Here is a 15986-nt window from a genome sequence, read left to right on the forward strand (position 1 = left end):
ACAGCGTCCTCGCTGTGTTATTTCAAAGGAACCTCGACCATCGGAATCATCCGACGGACGGGGTATCAACATATCTGGCGTTGACTTTTGGCACGCTGTTGAGTTCTCAAGGAACGGACGCTTCCTTTGTACTCACCGGAGAGACTCACTCTCTCGGCTTTCCTCCGGGCGCTTCCCTTCGGTGTTCCAAACTCTATCAGTGTTTTTCCGTCTCTCTGACCACCGCCCTGCAGACATGCAAAACGGATCCCGAGATAGGATCTGACAAGTTTGAGTGCTGCCCGGCCAACGACGCTCGGTCGCATCGCTCCGCCCCAGGCAGGAGTACGACTGTACACCGGCCCGGGAGCGGGTGCAAATCGCTCGCGCCATGTTCCAAGGGCCGCCAACCCGTACGTCTCATGCGGAACCGGCAGTTCATATGACATACGCTGCTGCCCAGTGCGCCGTCCGGGACTGGCAGTGACGGCCCGTTCGGATCTCCACCCCTGGGAGGCTTTCCATGACCACCGTGACGTCCCCTCTCGCCGGACGTGCGATCGGACTGGCCGCAGTGCCCGACCCCGTCTTCTCAGGAGCGATGGTCGGTCCCGGCATGGCGATCGACCCCGTACGTGAGCCCATGGAGGCCGTCTCCCCCGTGGACGGCGTCATCGTGTCCCTTCATCCGCACGCCTTCGTCGTGGTGGACGGAGAGGGACACGGCGTTCTGACCCACCTGGGCATCGACACCGTGCAGCTGAACGGCGAGGGCTTCGAGCTGCTCGTCAACAAGGGCGACACCGTCGCGCGTGGTCAGGCCGTCGTGCGCTGGAACCCGGCCGCCGTCGAGCAGGCCGGCAAGTCCCCGGTGTGCCCGGTGGTGGCGCTCGAGGCCACGGCCGACTCCCTGTCCGGTCTCCGTGAGGACGGCGACGTGAAGGCGGGCGACCAGCTCTTCTCCTGGCAGTGATGCCGGCGCCGTAACTGAACGGCACAACAGACAACCATCGCGGTGGCGGGACCCGCCGCATGATTCGGAGACGGGTGAGATGGAGACAACGCTGCGAGGCGTCGGTGTGAGCCACGGTGTGGCGATCGGCGAGGTTCGGCACATGGGGACGGCGGTGCTCGAGCCCCCGGCGAAGCAGATCCCGGCGGAGGAGGCGGAGCGTGAACAGGGGCGCGCACGCCAGGCCGTGAAAGCCGTGGCAGCCGATCTGACCGCGCGCGGCAATCTCGCGGGCGGCGAGGCGCAGGCGGTGCTGGAGGCCCAGGCCATGATGGCCCAGGACCCCGAGCTGATGGCCGACGTGGAGCGTCGTATAGCCGTCGGCAGCTCGGCGGAGCGGGCCGTGTACGACGCGTTCGCCGCGTACCGGGAGCTGCTGGCGGGCGCCGGGGAGTACCTCGCCGGGCGTGTGGCCGATCTCGATGACGTGCGGAACCGCATCGTCGCGCGTCTGCTCGGGGTGCCCATGCCGGGTGTGCCGGACAGCGACGAGCCGTACGTACTGGTCGCCCGGGATCTCGCGCCGGCGGACACCGCCCTGCTGGATCCGTCCCTGGTGCTCGGCTTCGTCACCGAGGAGGGCGGGCCGACGAGCCACAGCGCCATCCTGGCGCGGGCACTCGGCGTTCCCGCCGTGGTGGCGCTGCCGGGTGCGGGTGAGCTCGCCGAGGGCACGGTGATCGCAGTCGACGGCAGCACGGGCGAGATATTCGTGAACCCGAGCGACGAGAAGAAGGCGCAGCTGGAGGCCGCGGCGGCGGAGCGCAAGGCGGCCCTGGCGGCCTCGACCGGGCCGGGTGCCACGGCCGACGGTCACAAGGTGCCGCTGCTGGCGAACGTCGGAGGTCCGGCGGACGTGCCGGCCGCTGTCGAGGCGGGTGCCGAGGGTGTCGGTCTGTTCCGTACGGAGTTCCTGTTCCTCGACGACAACAAGAAGGCGCCGTCCGAGGAGAAGCAGATCGAGGCCTACCGGCAGGTCCTCGAGGCGTTCCCCGAGGGCCGTGTCGTCGTGCGGGTGCTGGACGCGGGTGCGGACAAACCGCTGGACTTCCTGACCCCGGCGGACGAGCCGAACCCGGCGCTGGGTGTGCGCGGTCTGCGGACGCTGCTCGACCACCCGGAGGTGCTGCGCACCCAGCTGACGGCGCTCGCGAAGGCCGCGGAGGGGCTGCCGGTCTACCTGGAGGTCATGGCGCCGATGGTCGCCGACCGCACCGACGCCAAGGCGTTCGCTGACGCGTGCCGTGAGGCCGGGCTGCGGGCGAAGTTCGGTGCCATGGTGGAGATCCCGTCGGCCGCGCTGCGGGCGCGCTCGATCCTGCAGGAGGTCGAGTTCCTGTCGCTGGGAACCAACGACCTCGCGCAGTACACGTTCGCCGCGGACCGTCAGGTGGGTGCGGTGTCGCGTCTGCAGGATCCGTGGCAGCCGGCGTTGCTCGACCTGGTCGCGTTGTCCGCGGAGGCGGCGAAGGCCGAGGGCAAGAGCTGCGGTGTCTGCGGTGAGGCCGCGTCGGATCCGCTGCTGGCGTGCGTGCTGACCGGTCTGGGCGTCACCTCCTTGTCCATGGGTGCTGCGTCGATTCCCTATGTCCGGGCGACGCTGGCGAAGTACACGCTGGCGCAGTGCGAGCGTGCCGCGGCGGCCGCGCGTGCCGCGGACACCGCCGACGAGGCGCGCAGGGCGGCTCAGACGGTGCTGTCCGGCGAGTAGTCGGCACGAGGTCGTCGTTCCGGCGTCGTACGGCGAGGGGCGCTCCGCCTTCTGGTGGGGCGCCCCTCGCCCGTTCAATGGGCGTGGCCGGGTGTGAGGCCGTCGTCTCCGAGGTCGGGTGGGGTGCAGTAGTCGACACCGGATTCGGGCGAGACCAGATCACCGGACTCGATGTCGGTGCAGTAGGCGTCGAAGACCTCTGCGGCGGTGAGTGGTTGCAGTCGTTCGCCGCGCAAGCGCCACCCGTAGACACGGTCAGGGCTGCCGGGCGCTGTGGTGCGCATGACGAGGCCGCCGGCGCTGTGGGTGGCGATGCCGAGCGCGAGGACGCTGGTGAATTCCAGTGCCTCGGTCTCGTCGAGGCGGGCCGTGCCGTCGGGGGCCTCGTCCGCGTGGAGCACGGCGACGAGTGTCTCGGGTGCGGCGGAGACGCTGCACACGAGGTGTCGGTGCCCGGGGCTCGCGGTGTCGAGGATACGGGCGAGAAGGTGGGAGGCGTGCGCGAAGGCTGAGCGCCCGATGTCCTCGCCGCAGGAGGCGCACGCGCCCAGCCGGGCCAGCACATTGGTCGCGTATTGCCAGGTGGCCTGCCGTACTGCCTCGTCGATCAGGTCGGGGACGAGTTCGGTCAGGGGCTGTCCTTCGTACGGGATGGCTGGTCCGGTGGCGGCCAGTCCTGCGGTGAAGCGGGTGCGGCTGGACGGGGCGTCCGGTTCCAGGCCGTTGTGGGCGCAGAACTCCGCGTACTCCTCGGGGTCGAAGAGGGCGACCGTCGTGTGGCTGCCCTGCGCGGCGAGGGTCCTGAGCAGGGCTTCCACCTGCTGCAGGTAGGTCGTGTGGTCATCGAAGGTGAAGGTGCGGTAGCGCCGCATCGCGGTGAAGTCGTGTTCGTCGGTCAGCAGGCCGATGGTGCCGGCGATCTCGCGGCGCAGGACGCGTCGCATGGTCCGCTGCTCGGTGTGCGGCATGATTCCCCCTACGTACAGTGATTCGTGCTCACTCAACGTAGCGGGTGGCGCTGACAACGGCCTGCCGGTCGAGGTGGCCGGCAGGCCGTCGCGGGTGCGGGACTGGGTGCGTCAGGCGCGTTTGCGGGCCAGGTCCTCGTAGAAATGGAGCAGGTCGAGATTGTCGATGGAGCCAGGGTTGACGGCCTTTTCCAGCGGGGCGCCCTGCAGGAGGCGTTTGACCGGGACCTCGATGCGCTTGCCCGTGAGGGTGTGCGGGACGCCCGGGACTTCGATGATCTCGTCGGGGACGTGGCGCGGTGAGAGCTGTTCGCGGATGGTCTGCTTGATGCGGTTCAGCAGGGCGTCGTCGAGGACGGCCCCGGGGGCCAGGTGGACGAACAGGGGCATCCAGTAGCCGCCGTCGGGCTGTTCGATGCCGATGACGAGGGACTCCCTGATCTCGGGGAGGCGTTCCACGGCTTCGTAGATGTCGGCAGATCCCATGCGGACGCCCTGGCGGTTGAGCGTGGAGTCCGAGCGGCCGTGGATGATCACGGAACCGCGGGTGGTGACGGTGATCCAGTCGCCGTGGCGCCACACTCCCGGATACATGGCGAAGTAGCTTTCGTGGTAGCGGCTGCCGTCGGGGTCGTTCCAGAAGCGGATCGGCATGGAGGGCATGGGGTTGGTGACGACCAGCTCCCCGACCTCGTCGATGAGGGGCTTGCCGCTGGGGTCCCAGGACTGCAGGTCGGTGCCGAGGCCGGGCGCCTGGAGCTCGCCGATGTACACGGGAAGAGTCGGTACGGCTCCCGCGAAGCAGGAGCACACGTCGGTGCCGCCGCTGACGGAGGCGATCCACAGGTCGTCGCGGACCTCGTCGTGCAGCCAGGCGAAGCCGTCCGGTGGCAGCGGCGAGCCGGTGGTGGCCACGCACTGCACCGTCGTGAGGTCGTAGTCGCGGGCCGGGTGGACGCCTGCCTTGCGGCAGGCCATGACGTACGCGGCGGACGTGCCGAAGAGCGTGGCCCCGGTGCGTTCGGCGACGCGCCACTGGGCGCCGGTGTCGGGGTGGCCGGGGCTGCCGTCGTACAGGACGATCATGGTGCCCGTCAGCAGGCCGGAGACGAGGAAGTTCCACATCATCCAGCCGGTGGACGTGTACCAGAAGAGGCAGCTTTCGGGGCCGAGGTCGCAGTGCAGGCCGAGCTGCTTGAGGTGCTCGATCAGGATGCCGCCCTGGGACTGGACGATGGCCTTGGGCAGGCCGGTGGTGCCAGAGGAGTACAGCACCCACAGCGGGTGGTCGAAGGGCACCTGCTCGAAGACGGGCTCGACGTCCGCCGAGGTCAGGGCCGACCATTCCAGGGCGCCTTCGGGGGCGTCGGTGCCGAGGAGCGGGATGTGGACGACGGCTCGCAGGGTGGGCAGTTCGCGGCGGAGTTCGGCGACGGTCTCTCGGCGGTCGTGCTCCTTGCCGCCGTAGCGGTAGCCGTCGACCGTGATCAGGACGACGGGTTCGACCTGCTGGAAGCGGTCCAGGACGCTGCGGGCTCCGAAGTCGGGTGCGCAGGAGGTCCACACGCCACCGACGGCAGCCGTGGCGAGGAGGGCGACGACGGCCTCGGGGATGTTGGGCAGGTAGCCGCTGACGCGGTCTCCGGGGCGTACGCCCAGAGCGCGCAGTTCGGCGGCGAGCGAGCCGACCTGGCGGCGCAGCTCGGACCAGGTGACCAGGCGGGGCTCGTGGGTCTCGTCGACGGCCAGCAGGGCGGGGTCGTCGGCTCGGGTGGCTGCCGCGCGCAGGGCGTGTTCGGCGTAGTTCAGGGTCGCCCCGGGGAACCATTCGGCGCCCGGCATGGAACGGTTGCCGAGCACGCGCGCGTACGGCGTGGAGAACCGCACGTCGAACCACTCCGTGACGGCCTTCCAGAAGGTCTCCAGCTCGTCCACCGACCAGCGGTGCAGCGCTGGGTAGCCGCCCTCGGCGGGTGCTCCGTGGCGTTCTGCCGCCCAGGCCTGGAACCGGGTGATCTGTGCCCGGGCGATGCGGTCGGCGTCGGGCTGCCAGAGAGGCGTGGGGTTCGCTGAGGTCATGGGGCGGCTCCCGGACTGTACGCGTCGTGTGCGTGGTCCGCGCACGTGCTGGGGTGTGCGCGTCACGCGGCTGACACGGACGATGCCATGTGATCGACTTCTGCACCAGGGTGTGCCCCACATAGTCGGCATCGCGACGCTGTGCTCAGAACACAGGTGAACGGCAGTTGAACGGTACCCCTGTACGAGGACGTCAGTGGCAGGGTGAGCAGCATGGACGGTCGTGACCTGGTGCGTTCGGTGAAAGCGGTCGGTTCGGGGGGTGCGGCAGGGGGCCTGCGCACCGTGCGGGCCGCCTGGCGCAGGCGGCGTGCCGATGCCACCGGGTTGCCGCGGCGGGGCGCGGAGCGGGCGCGGGTGCCGGGGCTCGTGCGGGACGTGGAGCCCGGGCCGGGCGGGGGTGTCGTCCGGTTCGCGCGCACCGAGTTGCGGGTCATGGTCGCCGTGAACGGGGCCGTGTTCTGGGGCTGGGACGGGGTGGCGCCGGAGCCGTCCTACGCCCTCGCGGGCCGCTGTCCGGAGCCGGATCCGCGGGCGGTGCTGGAGCCGGACAAGGATGGCGGCTGGCGTGTCGTGGCGGAGCGCGTCACGGTCGTGGTGTCGCGGCACGGAGCGATCGAGGTGTGTACCCCCGGTGGCGTGACCCTGCGCCGGGACCTGCCGCCCCGGTGGTGGGAGCCGGCGGGCGGGGGCGGCGCGCGCTGGATGCAGCGGGCGGAGGTGGCGCCCGACGCGCGCTTCTTCGGGCTCGGCGGACGGGTCGGGGGGCCGCGACTGCGCGACGGGACGTACCGGCTGTGGAACACGGACCCGGGGCGGCCGTTCGGGCCCGGCGACGACCCCCTGTACATCACCATGCCGGTCCAGATGGTGGTGGCCGACGCGGGCACGCACCTGGTCTTCCACGACACCTCGTGGGACGGCACGGTGACGTTGCGCGAGGGCGAGGAGGGTGCGGGCTCCGGGCACGATCGGGCGGGAGCCTGTGAGGTGCGGATGGACGGCGGGCCGCTGCGCTGCTGGGTGATGGTGGGCACCCCCGCGCGCGTGCTGCGCGTCTGGGTGTCGCTGACCGGGGTGCCGGCCGTGCCGCCGGCCTGGGCACTGGGGCACCATCACGCGCGGTGGGGCTTCGGCAGCGAGCAGGAGGTGCGCCGGGTCGTCGCCGGCTATTCGGAGCGCGACCTTCCACTAGATGCCGTCCATCTCGACATCGATCACCTCGACGGCCACCGGGTGTTCTCCGTCGACCGGGACCGCTTCCCGAAGCTGCCGGTGCTCGCCGAGGATCTGCGCCGGGACGGGATCCGCCTGGTGTCGATCGTCGACCCCGCGGTGAAGGCCGAGCCGGGCGATCCCGTGTACGACAGCGGGCACGCGAGGGACGCGTTCGTGCGGGACGCGTCGGGGCGACCGGTGGAAGGGGTCGCGTGGCCCGGTGAGAGCGTCTACCCCGACTTCACGCACGCGCGCGTGCGTGAGTGGTGGGGCGGGCTGTACCAGGAGCGCCTCGCCCAGGGCTTCGCGGGGTTCTGGCACGACATGAACGAGCCGGTGTCGTTCACTGCTTTCGGGGAGAACACCCTGCCGCGCTCGGCCCGGCACGCGTTGGAGGGCCGGGGCGGTGACCACCGCGAGGCCCACAACGTGTACGCCCTGTGCATGGCGCGGGCCGCGTACGAGGGGCTGTGCGGTCTCGTCCCCGATCAGCGGCCGTTCCTCTTCTCCCGCTCCGGGTGGGTCGGCATGCAGCGCTACGGCGGGACCTGGTCCGGGGACGTGGCCACGGGCTGGCCGGGGTTGCGCGCCTCGCTGTCGCTGGTGATGGGACTCGGGCTGTGCGGTGTGCCGTACTCCGGGCCGGACGTCGGCGGCTTCGACGGGACTCCGTCGCCGGAGCTGTATCTGCGCTGGTTGCAACTCGCCGCCTACTTGCCGCTGTTCCGCACCCACGCGAGTCTGCGCGCCGGGCGACGGGAGCCCTGGGAGTTCGGCGACGACGTTCTGGAGCACGCGCGCGTGGCGCTCGCCGAGCGACGGCGGCTGCTGCCGTACTTCGTCACCCTGGCGCATCTGGCGCGCCGCACGGGTGCGCCCTATGTGCGGCCCCTGTGGTGGGGCGCGCCCGAGAACAGGGCACTGAGGAACTGTGAAGACGCCTTCCTGCTCGGCGACAGCCTCCTGGTGGCACCGGTGCTGGAGGCCGGCGCGGTCCGGCGGACGGTGCTGCTGCCGCCCGGCCGCTGGTACGACACGGTGACCGAGGCGGTGTACGAAGGGGCGAGCCACAAGGTGGTCGACGCGCCCCTGGGGCGGATCCCGGTGTTCGCGCGTGCGGGCGCCGTCCTGCCCGTGCGGGGTGCCGACGGGGGCCTGGAGCTGGAGGTCTGGGCGCCCGCGCGGGGGCGGTCCGGGGGCGGGATCGTGGTGCCGGACGCGGGCGACGGCTGGGAGGAGCCGGAGATCGAGCGTTATGTGACGCGGTGGAAGGGGCGCCGGGTGGTGGTCCGGCGGGAGACGGACGAAGGCCGCAGCGATCCCGTGTATCCGGTGCGGGTACGGGGCCTGGACCACGCGTGACCCGGGCGGGACGCGCGAGGCTGTGCTGCGCGTCCCGCGTGGGCTCACACGTAGCGGCCCTCGAACCACCCCTGCACTGCCAGCGTGTGCAGGGGGAAGGCGAGTTCGGCGGGTCGGCGCAGGAGCTGCCAGCCCTCCGTCTCGTCCGTACCGGTGGACGGGGGCAGGTCCGCGGCCGGACGCTCCGGAAGAAGCCCGAACAGCAGCAGGTGGCCGTCGGGCGAGCTCATCGCGTCGACGAGCCGCACGTCGCGGGCGACGGCGCCGATGCCGGTCTCCTCCTTCAGCTCCCGGACGACGGCGTGCCTCCAGTCCTCCCGGTGGTCGATGAACCCTCCGGGCAGCGCGATGCCGCCGCGTGCGGGCGGGACGGTCCGGGTGATGACGACGAGGGACGTGCCCTTGGTGTCGTACACGGGCTGGAGGGCGACCGCGACGGGCAGCGGGTTGCGGTAGGCCACCGTGCCGCAGGCGGCGCAGGTGCGGGGCCAGCCGGAGATGCCCTCTCCGTAGGGCGCTCCGCAGCTCGAACAGTGGGAGTCCGGCACGGAGTCGACGGCGGACGGGATCGGGGATTCGGACACGTGGCGGACTGTATCCGATCATCTGTGCGGCGTCTTCCGGGAGCGGCTCAAGGGGAGGACGTCAGCGACTTCATGGACACGGGGAAGTCGAAGTAGGTGTCCGGGTAGGGCTCTGGCTTGAAGGTGTAGTGCCACCACTCCTCGGCGAGGTTGACGAAGCCTAGGCCCTCGAGGGTGCGTTTCAGGAGCTGTCTGTTGGCGCGCTGCTCGCCGACGATCCGGGGGTCGTCCGTGTGGGCCAGTGTGTCGAAGCAGTCGAATCCCGTACCCATGTCGACGGAGTTGTCGGGAAAGCGCTCGGCCTTCGGCGCGTAACACGGCACGAGCGGCCGGCCGGGGACGTAGGGACGGGTCGGCCTGACAGGCCGTCGCACGATCGTCAGGTCCATGGTGGATCCGCGGCTGTGCCCGGATTTCTCCGCGATGTAGCCGTCCGCGAACAGGCGGGTCTTGTCGACCCGCGGATAGAACTCGGCCTTCATCCTCTGGTCGTCGAGGTCCTTGGCCCAGCGCACGAAGTGGTCGACGGCGCGTTGCGGCCGGTAGCAGTCGTAGACCTTGAGCGTGTAGCCCTCGCGCACCAGCTCGGCCTGTGCCTTGTGGAGCGCCTCGGCGGCCGGGCGGGTGAGGAGGCACAGGGGCTGTTGGTAGCCGTCGATGCGCTCACCGACGAAGTTGTGCGGGGTGAAGTACCGGATCTCCTGGAGGATCGTCGGGTCCACGGATCTCAGCGCGACGAAGTCCGGGGGCGCCTTGGGCTGCGGCGCGGCCGGAGCGGTGGCCGAGGCGGAGACGACGGCGAGGAATGCGGCGAGCGCGGTGACGAGGCTTCGTACGACGGCCGAGGAACGTGTCATGTCCCTTGCATTTATCAGTCGGGGTTCGGCGGGGGAAGGGCGCCTGCGCCGTTCTGCGGCGCGTCTGCCGATTTCCCGGAGTACGTGGCAGACTCCTGACGTTCCGTCAGATCAGTGCTCGGGGAGGGGCCATGGCACACATCCGCACCCCTGTGGTGGCCGGATGGTTCACGGGTGAGGGAGAAGACTTCCGTCTTGTCGGCACAAGGTGCTCCGCCTGCCGGTCGGTGTTCTTTCCGCGCGAGGACGCCTTCTGCCGCAACCCCGGCTGCACGGGCGGCGACCTCATCGAACTGTCACTTTCCAAACAAGGGCGAATCTGGTCGTACACCGACACTCGCTACCGACCACCGTCACCCTATGTGACGAATCCGGAACTTCCCTGGCGGCCCTACGCGTTGATCGCGGTGGAACTGGAAGCAGAGCGGATCGTGGTGCTCGGGCAGGCGGTTCCGGGGGTGGCCGTCGCCGATCTGGCGGTGGGCATGGAGGCGGAGGTCGTCCCCGGTGTGCTGCACGAGGACGCGGAGACGACCTGGACGACATGGCACTGGCGGCCGACGGGGGTGACGGGATGACGGACGACGTGGCGGTGCTCGGCGCGGGCATGCACCCGTGGGGCAAAGGGGGACGCGGCTTCGTCGCGTACGGCACGGTGGCCGCGCGGGCGGCGCTCACGGACGCGGGGATCGACTGGCGGGACGTCGGCTCGATCGTGGGCGCGGACACGGTGCGGGGTGGTTATCCCGGGTACGTGGCGGGGGCGACGTTCGCCAAGGCGCTCGGCTGGCAGGGGGCGAGGGTGACGAGCGTGTACGCGGCGTGCGCTTCGGGGGCGCAGGCGGTCGGCACCGCACGGGCTCAGATCCTTTCGGGGCTCGCGGACGTGGTGCTGGTGGTCGGCGCCGACGCGGCCCCCACGGGGTTCTTCCGCCCCGCGGGCGGTGACCGGCCCGACGATCCGGACTGGCTGCGGTTCCGGATCCTCGGGGCGACCAACCCGGCGTACTTCGGTCTGTACGCACGCCGCCGGATGGCCGTCCACGGGGACACGGTCGACGACTTCGCCCGGGTCAAGGTGAAGAACGCGGCCATGGGAGCACTCAATCCCCACGCCCGGTACCGCAAGCGGGTCACCGCCGATGAGGTCGCCGCCTCGGCGGTGGTGGCCGACCCGCTGCGGCTCCTCGACATCTGCGCGACCTCGGACGGCGGGGCGGCGCTCGTCCTGTCGAGCATGGAGTTCGCACACCGGCACGGAGCGGCGCGGCCGGTGCGTATCCGGGCGGTGTCCACGGTGACGCCCCGCTATCCCAATACCGTGCTGGACCTGCCCGACATCGCCACGGACTCGGCTGTGGCGGTCGAGCCGGCGTCCGAGACGTTCCGCGCGTCGATCGCGCGAGCCGCCTACGAGGAGGCGGGGATCGGGCCCGAGGACCTCTCCCTCGCCGAGGTCTACGACCTGTCCACCGCCCTGGAACTGCAGTGGTACGAAGACCTGGGCCTGTGCGCGCGGGGCGAGGGGGCCAAGCTGCTGAGAGAGGGAGCCACGGCGCTCGGCGGGCGCATACCCGTCAACGTGAGCGGCGGCCTGGCGTCCTTCGGTGAGGCCGTCCCGGCGCAGGCGATCGCCCAGGTGTGCGAGCTGACCTGGCAGTTGCGGGGTGAGGCGGGCGACCGCCAGGTGGCGGGGGCACGGATCGGGATCACCGCGAACCAGGGGCTGTTCGGACACGGGTCCGCGGTGATCGCGGTGCGGTGACCCGGCGACATCCGTACGCTGTGTGACCACTCGGGAATGCTGTGTGAACAGGTCATGAACTGGGCCTCGGCAGGTGCTGAGGACGCCATCATGCTGTCGTGCCCTCCTGGACGGACAGCATCCGCTTCGCCTTCCAGCCGGTGGTCAATCTGACGACCGGAGGGGTGGCGGCACTGGAGATCCTCGCGCGCCCGGAGACCGGCGATGTCCTCGCACAGGCCCGCCGGGACCCTGAACTCGACGGCAGTCTGGCCGCCTTGGCGGTCGGCGCCGCAGCGCGCAAGGAGACTCTCCTGCCGCTGCACGTCAACGTGTTCGCGGCGACGCTCGCCGATCTCGGCGGCCTCACGGCCCTGCGACAGGCCGTGCACCAGGCGGGGCGGCTGCCGTGGGAAGTCACGGTCGACGTCGGTCCGCCCTACACGCACGTACCGCACCGGGCCCTGCTGGACGCCGTGGGCGTACTGCGGGGCGAGGGTTTCCGGATCTGCGCGGACGGAGTCGGCGACGGCGATGCACCGTTGCGCCTGCTGGCGGACATGGCGCCGGATCTGGTGAAGCTCGACGCGTCCCTGCTGACGCGACCGGCCGCGGTGCGGGCCATGGGGACGCTCTGCGAACAACTGGGCGCGTTGCTGTCGGTCGAAGGTGTGGAGACCGAGACACAGTGTGCGGCGGTACGGGCGGCGGGCGCGCAGTTGGCACAGGGTGATCTGTTCGCGCCGCCGTCCCGGCGGCCTGCCGTGGACGTATACGTTCCGATGATGGCCCCTTCCGTGCCCGCGACCCCGCGTGGCGGGCCGTCGGTGCGGCAGTTCCTGCGGCCCGCCGCGCTGCTGCCCGCGACGGCCTCGGCGGGTCAGGTACGGGCGCTGCTCACCGGGTCACCGGAGGTGTCCGGTGTGCTGCTGGTGGACCAGGGCGGGGTGCCGGTCCGCTCTGTGCACCGTTCGCGGTTCCTGCTGTCCATGTCGGGGCGGTACGGGCATGCGCTGTACGCCGACCGGCCCGCCGCGAAGCTGGGTGATCCGCCGCGCACGGTCGGCATCGGCGCCACGGCCTGGGAGGTGCTCGACGTGGTCGCGGACGGCGAGCGGGACCGCACCTCGGACGACGTGGCGGTGGTCGACCGGCAGGGGCGGTGTGTGGGCGTCGTACGGCTCGCGGACCTCGTACGGGCGCTGGCCGAGAGCCGGGTCGAGGAGGCGGCGGGGCTCAATCCGCTGACCCGGCTGCCCGGGTCGGACGCCATCACCGGTGAGGTGGACCGGCGGATCGCGGACGGACGGGTGTTCGCGCTGAGCTGGCTGGACGTCGACCACTTCAAGCAGGTCAACGACGGGGCGGGGTTCGCCGCCGGTGACGAGCTCATTCGTGCGGTCGGGCGGGCGTTGCAGGGCGCGGCGTCGGGGAGCACCAGGGTGGGGCACATCGGCGGGGACGACTTCCTGGTGCTGGCCGATCCCGAGAGGCTCGACCCGCTGGCGGCGTCGGTGCTGGACTCACCTTGGTCGGCGGGCGGGCGCACGGTCACGCTGTCGCTGGCCACGGTCGTGTGCGCACCCGGCAGCGTGACCGACCACCGTCAGGCGGCGGCGTGCCTGGCCCCCCTCAAACAGGCGGCGAAGGCGCTGCGCGGCGCGAGTTGGGTCCTGGGCCGAGCCGGTCTGCCGGGCCACGAGATCCGCCGCGGCTCGCTCCCGGCTCCGGCTCCGGCGGGCGTGCCGGCTGGCCGCTGACACCACTCCACGCCTGGCTGCTCTCCCCGATCCTGCGGATGCCTGCCCACCGTTTACGTCGCCTGCCTTGACGCTCCGTGGGTGCGGGAGAACACTTCCGGATGTCAGTCGGCATCGCCGCATTCGGGCGTCTTCGGTCATGCGACCCGAGGCCCACACCGGTACCAACGGGTTGTCCCCCCACGGGCGGTTCCGCTGCACAGGCACGCTCGTCGCGGACGCCGGGCGGGGTTCGGGACCCTCCCTGCCTTCGGCTGAAGTCGCCAAGGGAAACGCAACCCTGCACGGAGGACCGACACGGGGCCGGACGGACCCCGGGCGAGGGCCTAGGAGCCGCCATGACGCATGCAAGCATCTTCATCGGCGAGTTGATCGGCACGGCCGTACTCATCCTGTTCGGCGCGGGAGTCTGCGCCGCCGTCACCCTGCACTACTCCAAGGCGAAAGGCGCGGGCTGGGTCGTCATCGCCTTCGGCTGGGGCTTCGGCGTCCTCGCGGGCGCCTACACCGCCGCCCCCAAGTCCGGCGGACACCTCAACCCGGCGGTGACCATCGGCCTCGCCATCGCCGGCATCACCAAGTGGGAAGACGTCCCGTACTACCTGCTGGGCCAGATGGCGGGGGCGATCCTCGGCGCCGTGCTGACCTGGCTCGTCTACTTCGCCCAGTTCCAGGCGAACGCCGAGGAGGACAGGGCCCAGCCCACGCTCGGGATCTTCTCCACCGCCCCGGAGATCCGCAATCCGGTCGCCAACCTGATCACCGAGATCATCGCGACCGTGGGTCTGGTGCTGCCCATCCTGTTCTTCGGCAAGAACCTCGGCACCGGCATCGGCATCATCCCCGGCACGACAGCGTACGGCTCGGGCATCGGCATCCTGCTCGTCTCCCTGCTCGTCGTCGGCATCGGCCTCTCCCTCGGCGGGCCCACCGGATACGCGATCAATCCCGCCCGGGACCTCGGCCCGCGCATCACCCACGCCCTGCTGCCGATCCCCAACAAGGGCGGGTCGGACTGGGGCTACGCCTGGATCCCGGTGGTAGGACCGCTGATCGGCGGTGCGCTGTCGGCCCTTGTGTACAAAGCAGCCTTCTGACCCTTTGACGAAGGGGACGTCATGACGGACCACGACCGCAAGTACGTCGCCGCTATCGACCAGGGCACCACATCCAGCCGCTGCATCGTCTTCGACCACAGCGGCGGGATCGTCGCAGTGGACCAGCGTGAACACCGCCAGATCTTCCCCAAGCCGGGGTGGGTGGAGCACGACGCCACGGAGATCTGGTCCAAGGTGCAGGCGGTGGTCGCGGGCGCCATCGCCAAGGCCGGGCTGCGCGCCGACCAGATAGCCGCGCTCGGCATCACCAACCAGCGCGAGACCACGGTCCTGTGGGACCGCGCCACGGGCAAGCCGGTGCACAACGCGATCGTCTGGCAGGACACCCGGACGGCCGCGCTGTGCAACGAACTCGGCGGCCCCGATGGGCAGGACCGTTTCCGCGAGCAGACCGGGCTACCGCTCGCGAGTTACTTCTCCGGGCCCAAGGCGGCCTGGCTGCTGGACAACGTGCCCGGGCTCAGGGCACGGGCCGAGCGCGGCGAGATCGCGTTCGGCACCATCGACTCCTGGCTGATCTGGAACCTGACCGGCGGAACGGACGGCGGACGGCACGTCACCGACGTCACCAACGCGGGGCGCACAATGCTGATGAACCTCCAGACGCTCCAGTGGGATACATCCATCCTGTCCGCCATGAACGTCCCGGAGGCGATCCTCCCGGAGATCAGGTCCTCCTCCGAGGTGTACGGAACCGCTGTCGGCCAACTCGCGGGCGTCCCCGTCGCCTCCGCGCTGGGCGACCAGCAGGCGGCGGTGTTCGGGCAGGCCTGCTACGACGTGGGGACGGCCAAGAACACCTACGGCACGGGCAGCTTCCTGCTGCTCAACACCGGCAACAGGCCGGTGCCGTCGAAGAACGGGCTGTTGACGACCATGGGCTACAAGATCGGTGACGAAGCGCCGGTCTACTGCCTGGAGGGGTCGATCGCGATCACCGGTGCGCTCGTGCAGTGGCTCCGCGACCAGCTCGGCATCATCCGCACCGCGGACGAGATCGAGACGCTTGCGGCGAGCGTCGACGACAACGGCGGGGCGTACATCGTGCCCGCCTTCTCCGGCCTGTTCGCCCCTTACTGGCGCTCCGACGCGCGCGGGGTGGTCACCGGGCTGACCCGCTACGTCACCAAGGCACACCTGGCGCGGGCGGTGCTGGAGGCGACGAGCTGGCAGACGCGTGAGGTCGTGGACGCCATGTACCAGGACTCCGGGGTGCCGATCACCACCCTGAAGGTCGACGGCGGCATGACGAAGAACAACCTGCTGATGCAGCACCAGGCGGACGTGCTCGGCGTGCCGGTGATCCGGCCGAAGGTCTCCGAGACGACCTGCCTGGGCGCCGCGTACGCGGCAGGCCTCGCGACCGGGGTGTGGAACGACCTCGACGAGCTCAAGTCGCACTGGCAGAAGGACGTCGAGTGGACGCCCGCCATGGAGGCGTCGGTCCGCGACCGGGAGTACCGCAACTGGCGCAAGGCCGTGGAGAAGAGCTTCGGCTGGCAGGAGGACGAGGGGGACTGACCCGCACGTCGACACGCGCGTGCGTCTCCCATGAGCCACGCGCGCGTGCGTCTCGCCTGAGCCACGCGCGCGT

At 70.7% G+C, this 15986-nt stretch carries 12 protein-coding genes; 8 read left to right on the forward strand and 4 right to left on the reverse strand.

What is annotated here, in order from left to right; translation table 11 throughout:
* Window positions 1-502: 502 nt before the first annotated feature.
* Together SY2F82_RS23205 and ptsP are read left to right on the forward strand one after the other, a co-directional pair.
* The gene (locus SY2F82_RS23205; protein ID WP_200421108.1) at window positions 503-952 is read left to right on the forward strand and encodes a PTS glucose transporter subunit IIA; all 450 of its coding nucleotides are present in this window, start codon (window positions 503-505) and stop codon (window positions 950-952) included.
* A 79-nt stretch (window positions 953-1031) separates the two neighbouring features.
* Window positions 1032-2702 carry a phosphoenolpyruvate--protein phosphotransferase gene (gene ptsP, locus SY2F82_RS23210; RefSeq protein WP_200421109.1) on the forward strand — a complete coding sequence of 557 codons (1671 nt, stop codon included), beginning with the start codon at window positions 1032-1034 and terminating at the stop codon, window positions 2700-2702.
* A 74-nt stretch (window positions 2703-2776) separates the two neighbouring features.
* Here ptsP and SY2F82_RS23215 read toward each other — a convergent pair whose 3' ends face one another.
* Together SY2F82_RS23215 and SY2F82_RS23220 are read right to left on the reverse strand one after the other, a co-directional pair.
* Complete coding sequence (locus SY2F82_RS23215) at window positions 2777-3670, reverse strand: hypothetical protein (RefSeq protein ID WP_200421110.1); 894 nt, start codon at window positions 3668-3670, stop codon at window positions 2777-2779.
* Window positions 3671-3781: 111 nt separating this feature from the next.
* Window positions 3782-5749: an acetoacetate--CoA ligase gene (locus SY2F82_RS23220; RefSeq protein ID WP_200421111.1), complete on the reverse strand. Its 1968-nt coding sequence runs from the start codon at window positions 5747-5749 to the stop codon at window positions 3782-3784.
* A 213-nt stretch (window positions 5750-5962) separates the two neighbouring features.
* Here SY2F82_RS23220 and SY2F82_RS23225 point away from each other — a divergent pair, with 213 nt between their 5' ends.
* Window positions 5963-8329 carry a glycoside hydrolase family 31 protein gene (locus SY2F82_RS23225; protein ID WP_200421112.1) on the forward strand — a complete coding sequence of 789 codons (2367 nt, stop codon included), beginning with the start codon at window positions 5963-5965 and terminating at the stop codon, window positions 8327-8329.
* Window positions 8330-8373: 44 nt separating this feature from the next.
* On the opposite strand, the gene SY2F82_RS23230 is transcribed toward SY2F82_RS23225, so the two are convergent.
* Together SY2F82_RS23230 and SY2F82_RS23235 are read right to left on the reverse strand one after the other, a co-directional pair.
* Window positions 8374-8913 (reverse strand): NUDIX domain-containing protein, encoded by a 540-nt coding sequence (locus SY2F82_RS23230; RefSeq protein WP_200421113.1) that lies wholly within the window; start codon window positions 8911-8913, stop codon window positions 8374-8376.
* A gap of 47 nt (window positions 8914-8960) precedes the next feature.
* The gene (locus SY2F82_RS23235) at window positions 8961-9770 is read right to left on the reverse strand and encodes a M15 family metallopeptidase (RefSeq protein WP_200421114.1); all 810 of its coding nucleotides are present in this window, start codon (window positions 9768-9770) and stop codon (window positions 8961-8963) included.
* Between the two features lie 152 nt (window positions 9771-9922).
* Here SY2F82_RS23235 and SY2F82_RS23240 point away from each other — a divergent pair, with 152 nt between their 5' ends.
* From SY2F82_RS23240 to glpK, 5 genes are all read left to right on the forward strand, one after another.
* Entirely contained in the window at window positions 9923-10348 is a 426-nt protein-coding gene (locus SY2F82_RS23240; RefSeq protein WP_200421486.1) for a Zn-ribbon domain-containing OB-fold protein, read from the forward strand.
* The gene (locus tag SY2F82_RS23245; protein WP_200421115.1) at window positions 10345-11535 is read left to right on the forward strand and encodes a lipid-transfer protein; all 1191 of its coding nucleotides are present in this window, start codon (window positions 10345-10347) and stop codon (window positions 11533-11535) included. The genes SY2F82_RS23240 and SY2F82_RS23245 overlap by 4 nt, the downstream gene beginning before the upstream one ends.
* A 98-nt stretch (window positions 11536-11633) precedes the next feature.
* Window positions 11634-13274 carry a GGDEF domain-containing protein gene (locus SY2F82_RS23250; protein ID WP_200421116.1) on the forward strand — a complete coding sequence of 547 codons (1641 nt, stop codon included), beginning with the start codon at window positions 11634-11636 and terminating at the stop codon, window positions 13272-13274.
* 338 nt (window positions 13275-13612) lie between these two features.
* Window positions 13613-14371 (forward strand): MIP/aquaporin family protein, encoded by a 759-nt coding sequence (locus SY2F82_RS23255; protein ID WP_200421117.1) that lies wholly within the window; start codon window positions 13613-13615, stop codon window positions 14369-14371.
* A 21-nt stretch (window positions 14372-14392) separates the two neighbouring features.
* Window positions 14393-15913 (forward strand): glycerol kinase GlpK, encoded by a 1521-nt coding sequence (gene glpK / locus SY2F82_RS23260; RefSeq protein WP_200421118.1) that lies wholly within the window; start codon window positions 14393-14395, stop codon window positions 15911-15913.
* The last annotated feature ends 73 nt before the right edge of the window (window positions 15914-15986 follow it).

This window comes from Streptomyces sp. Y2F8-2 (assembly GCF_014905555.1).
Taxonomy (GTDB): Bacteria; Actinomycetota; Actinomycetes; order Streptomycetales; family Streptomycetaceae; genus Streptomyces; species Streptomyces cynarae.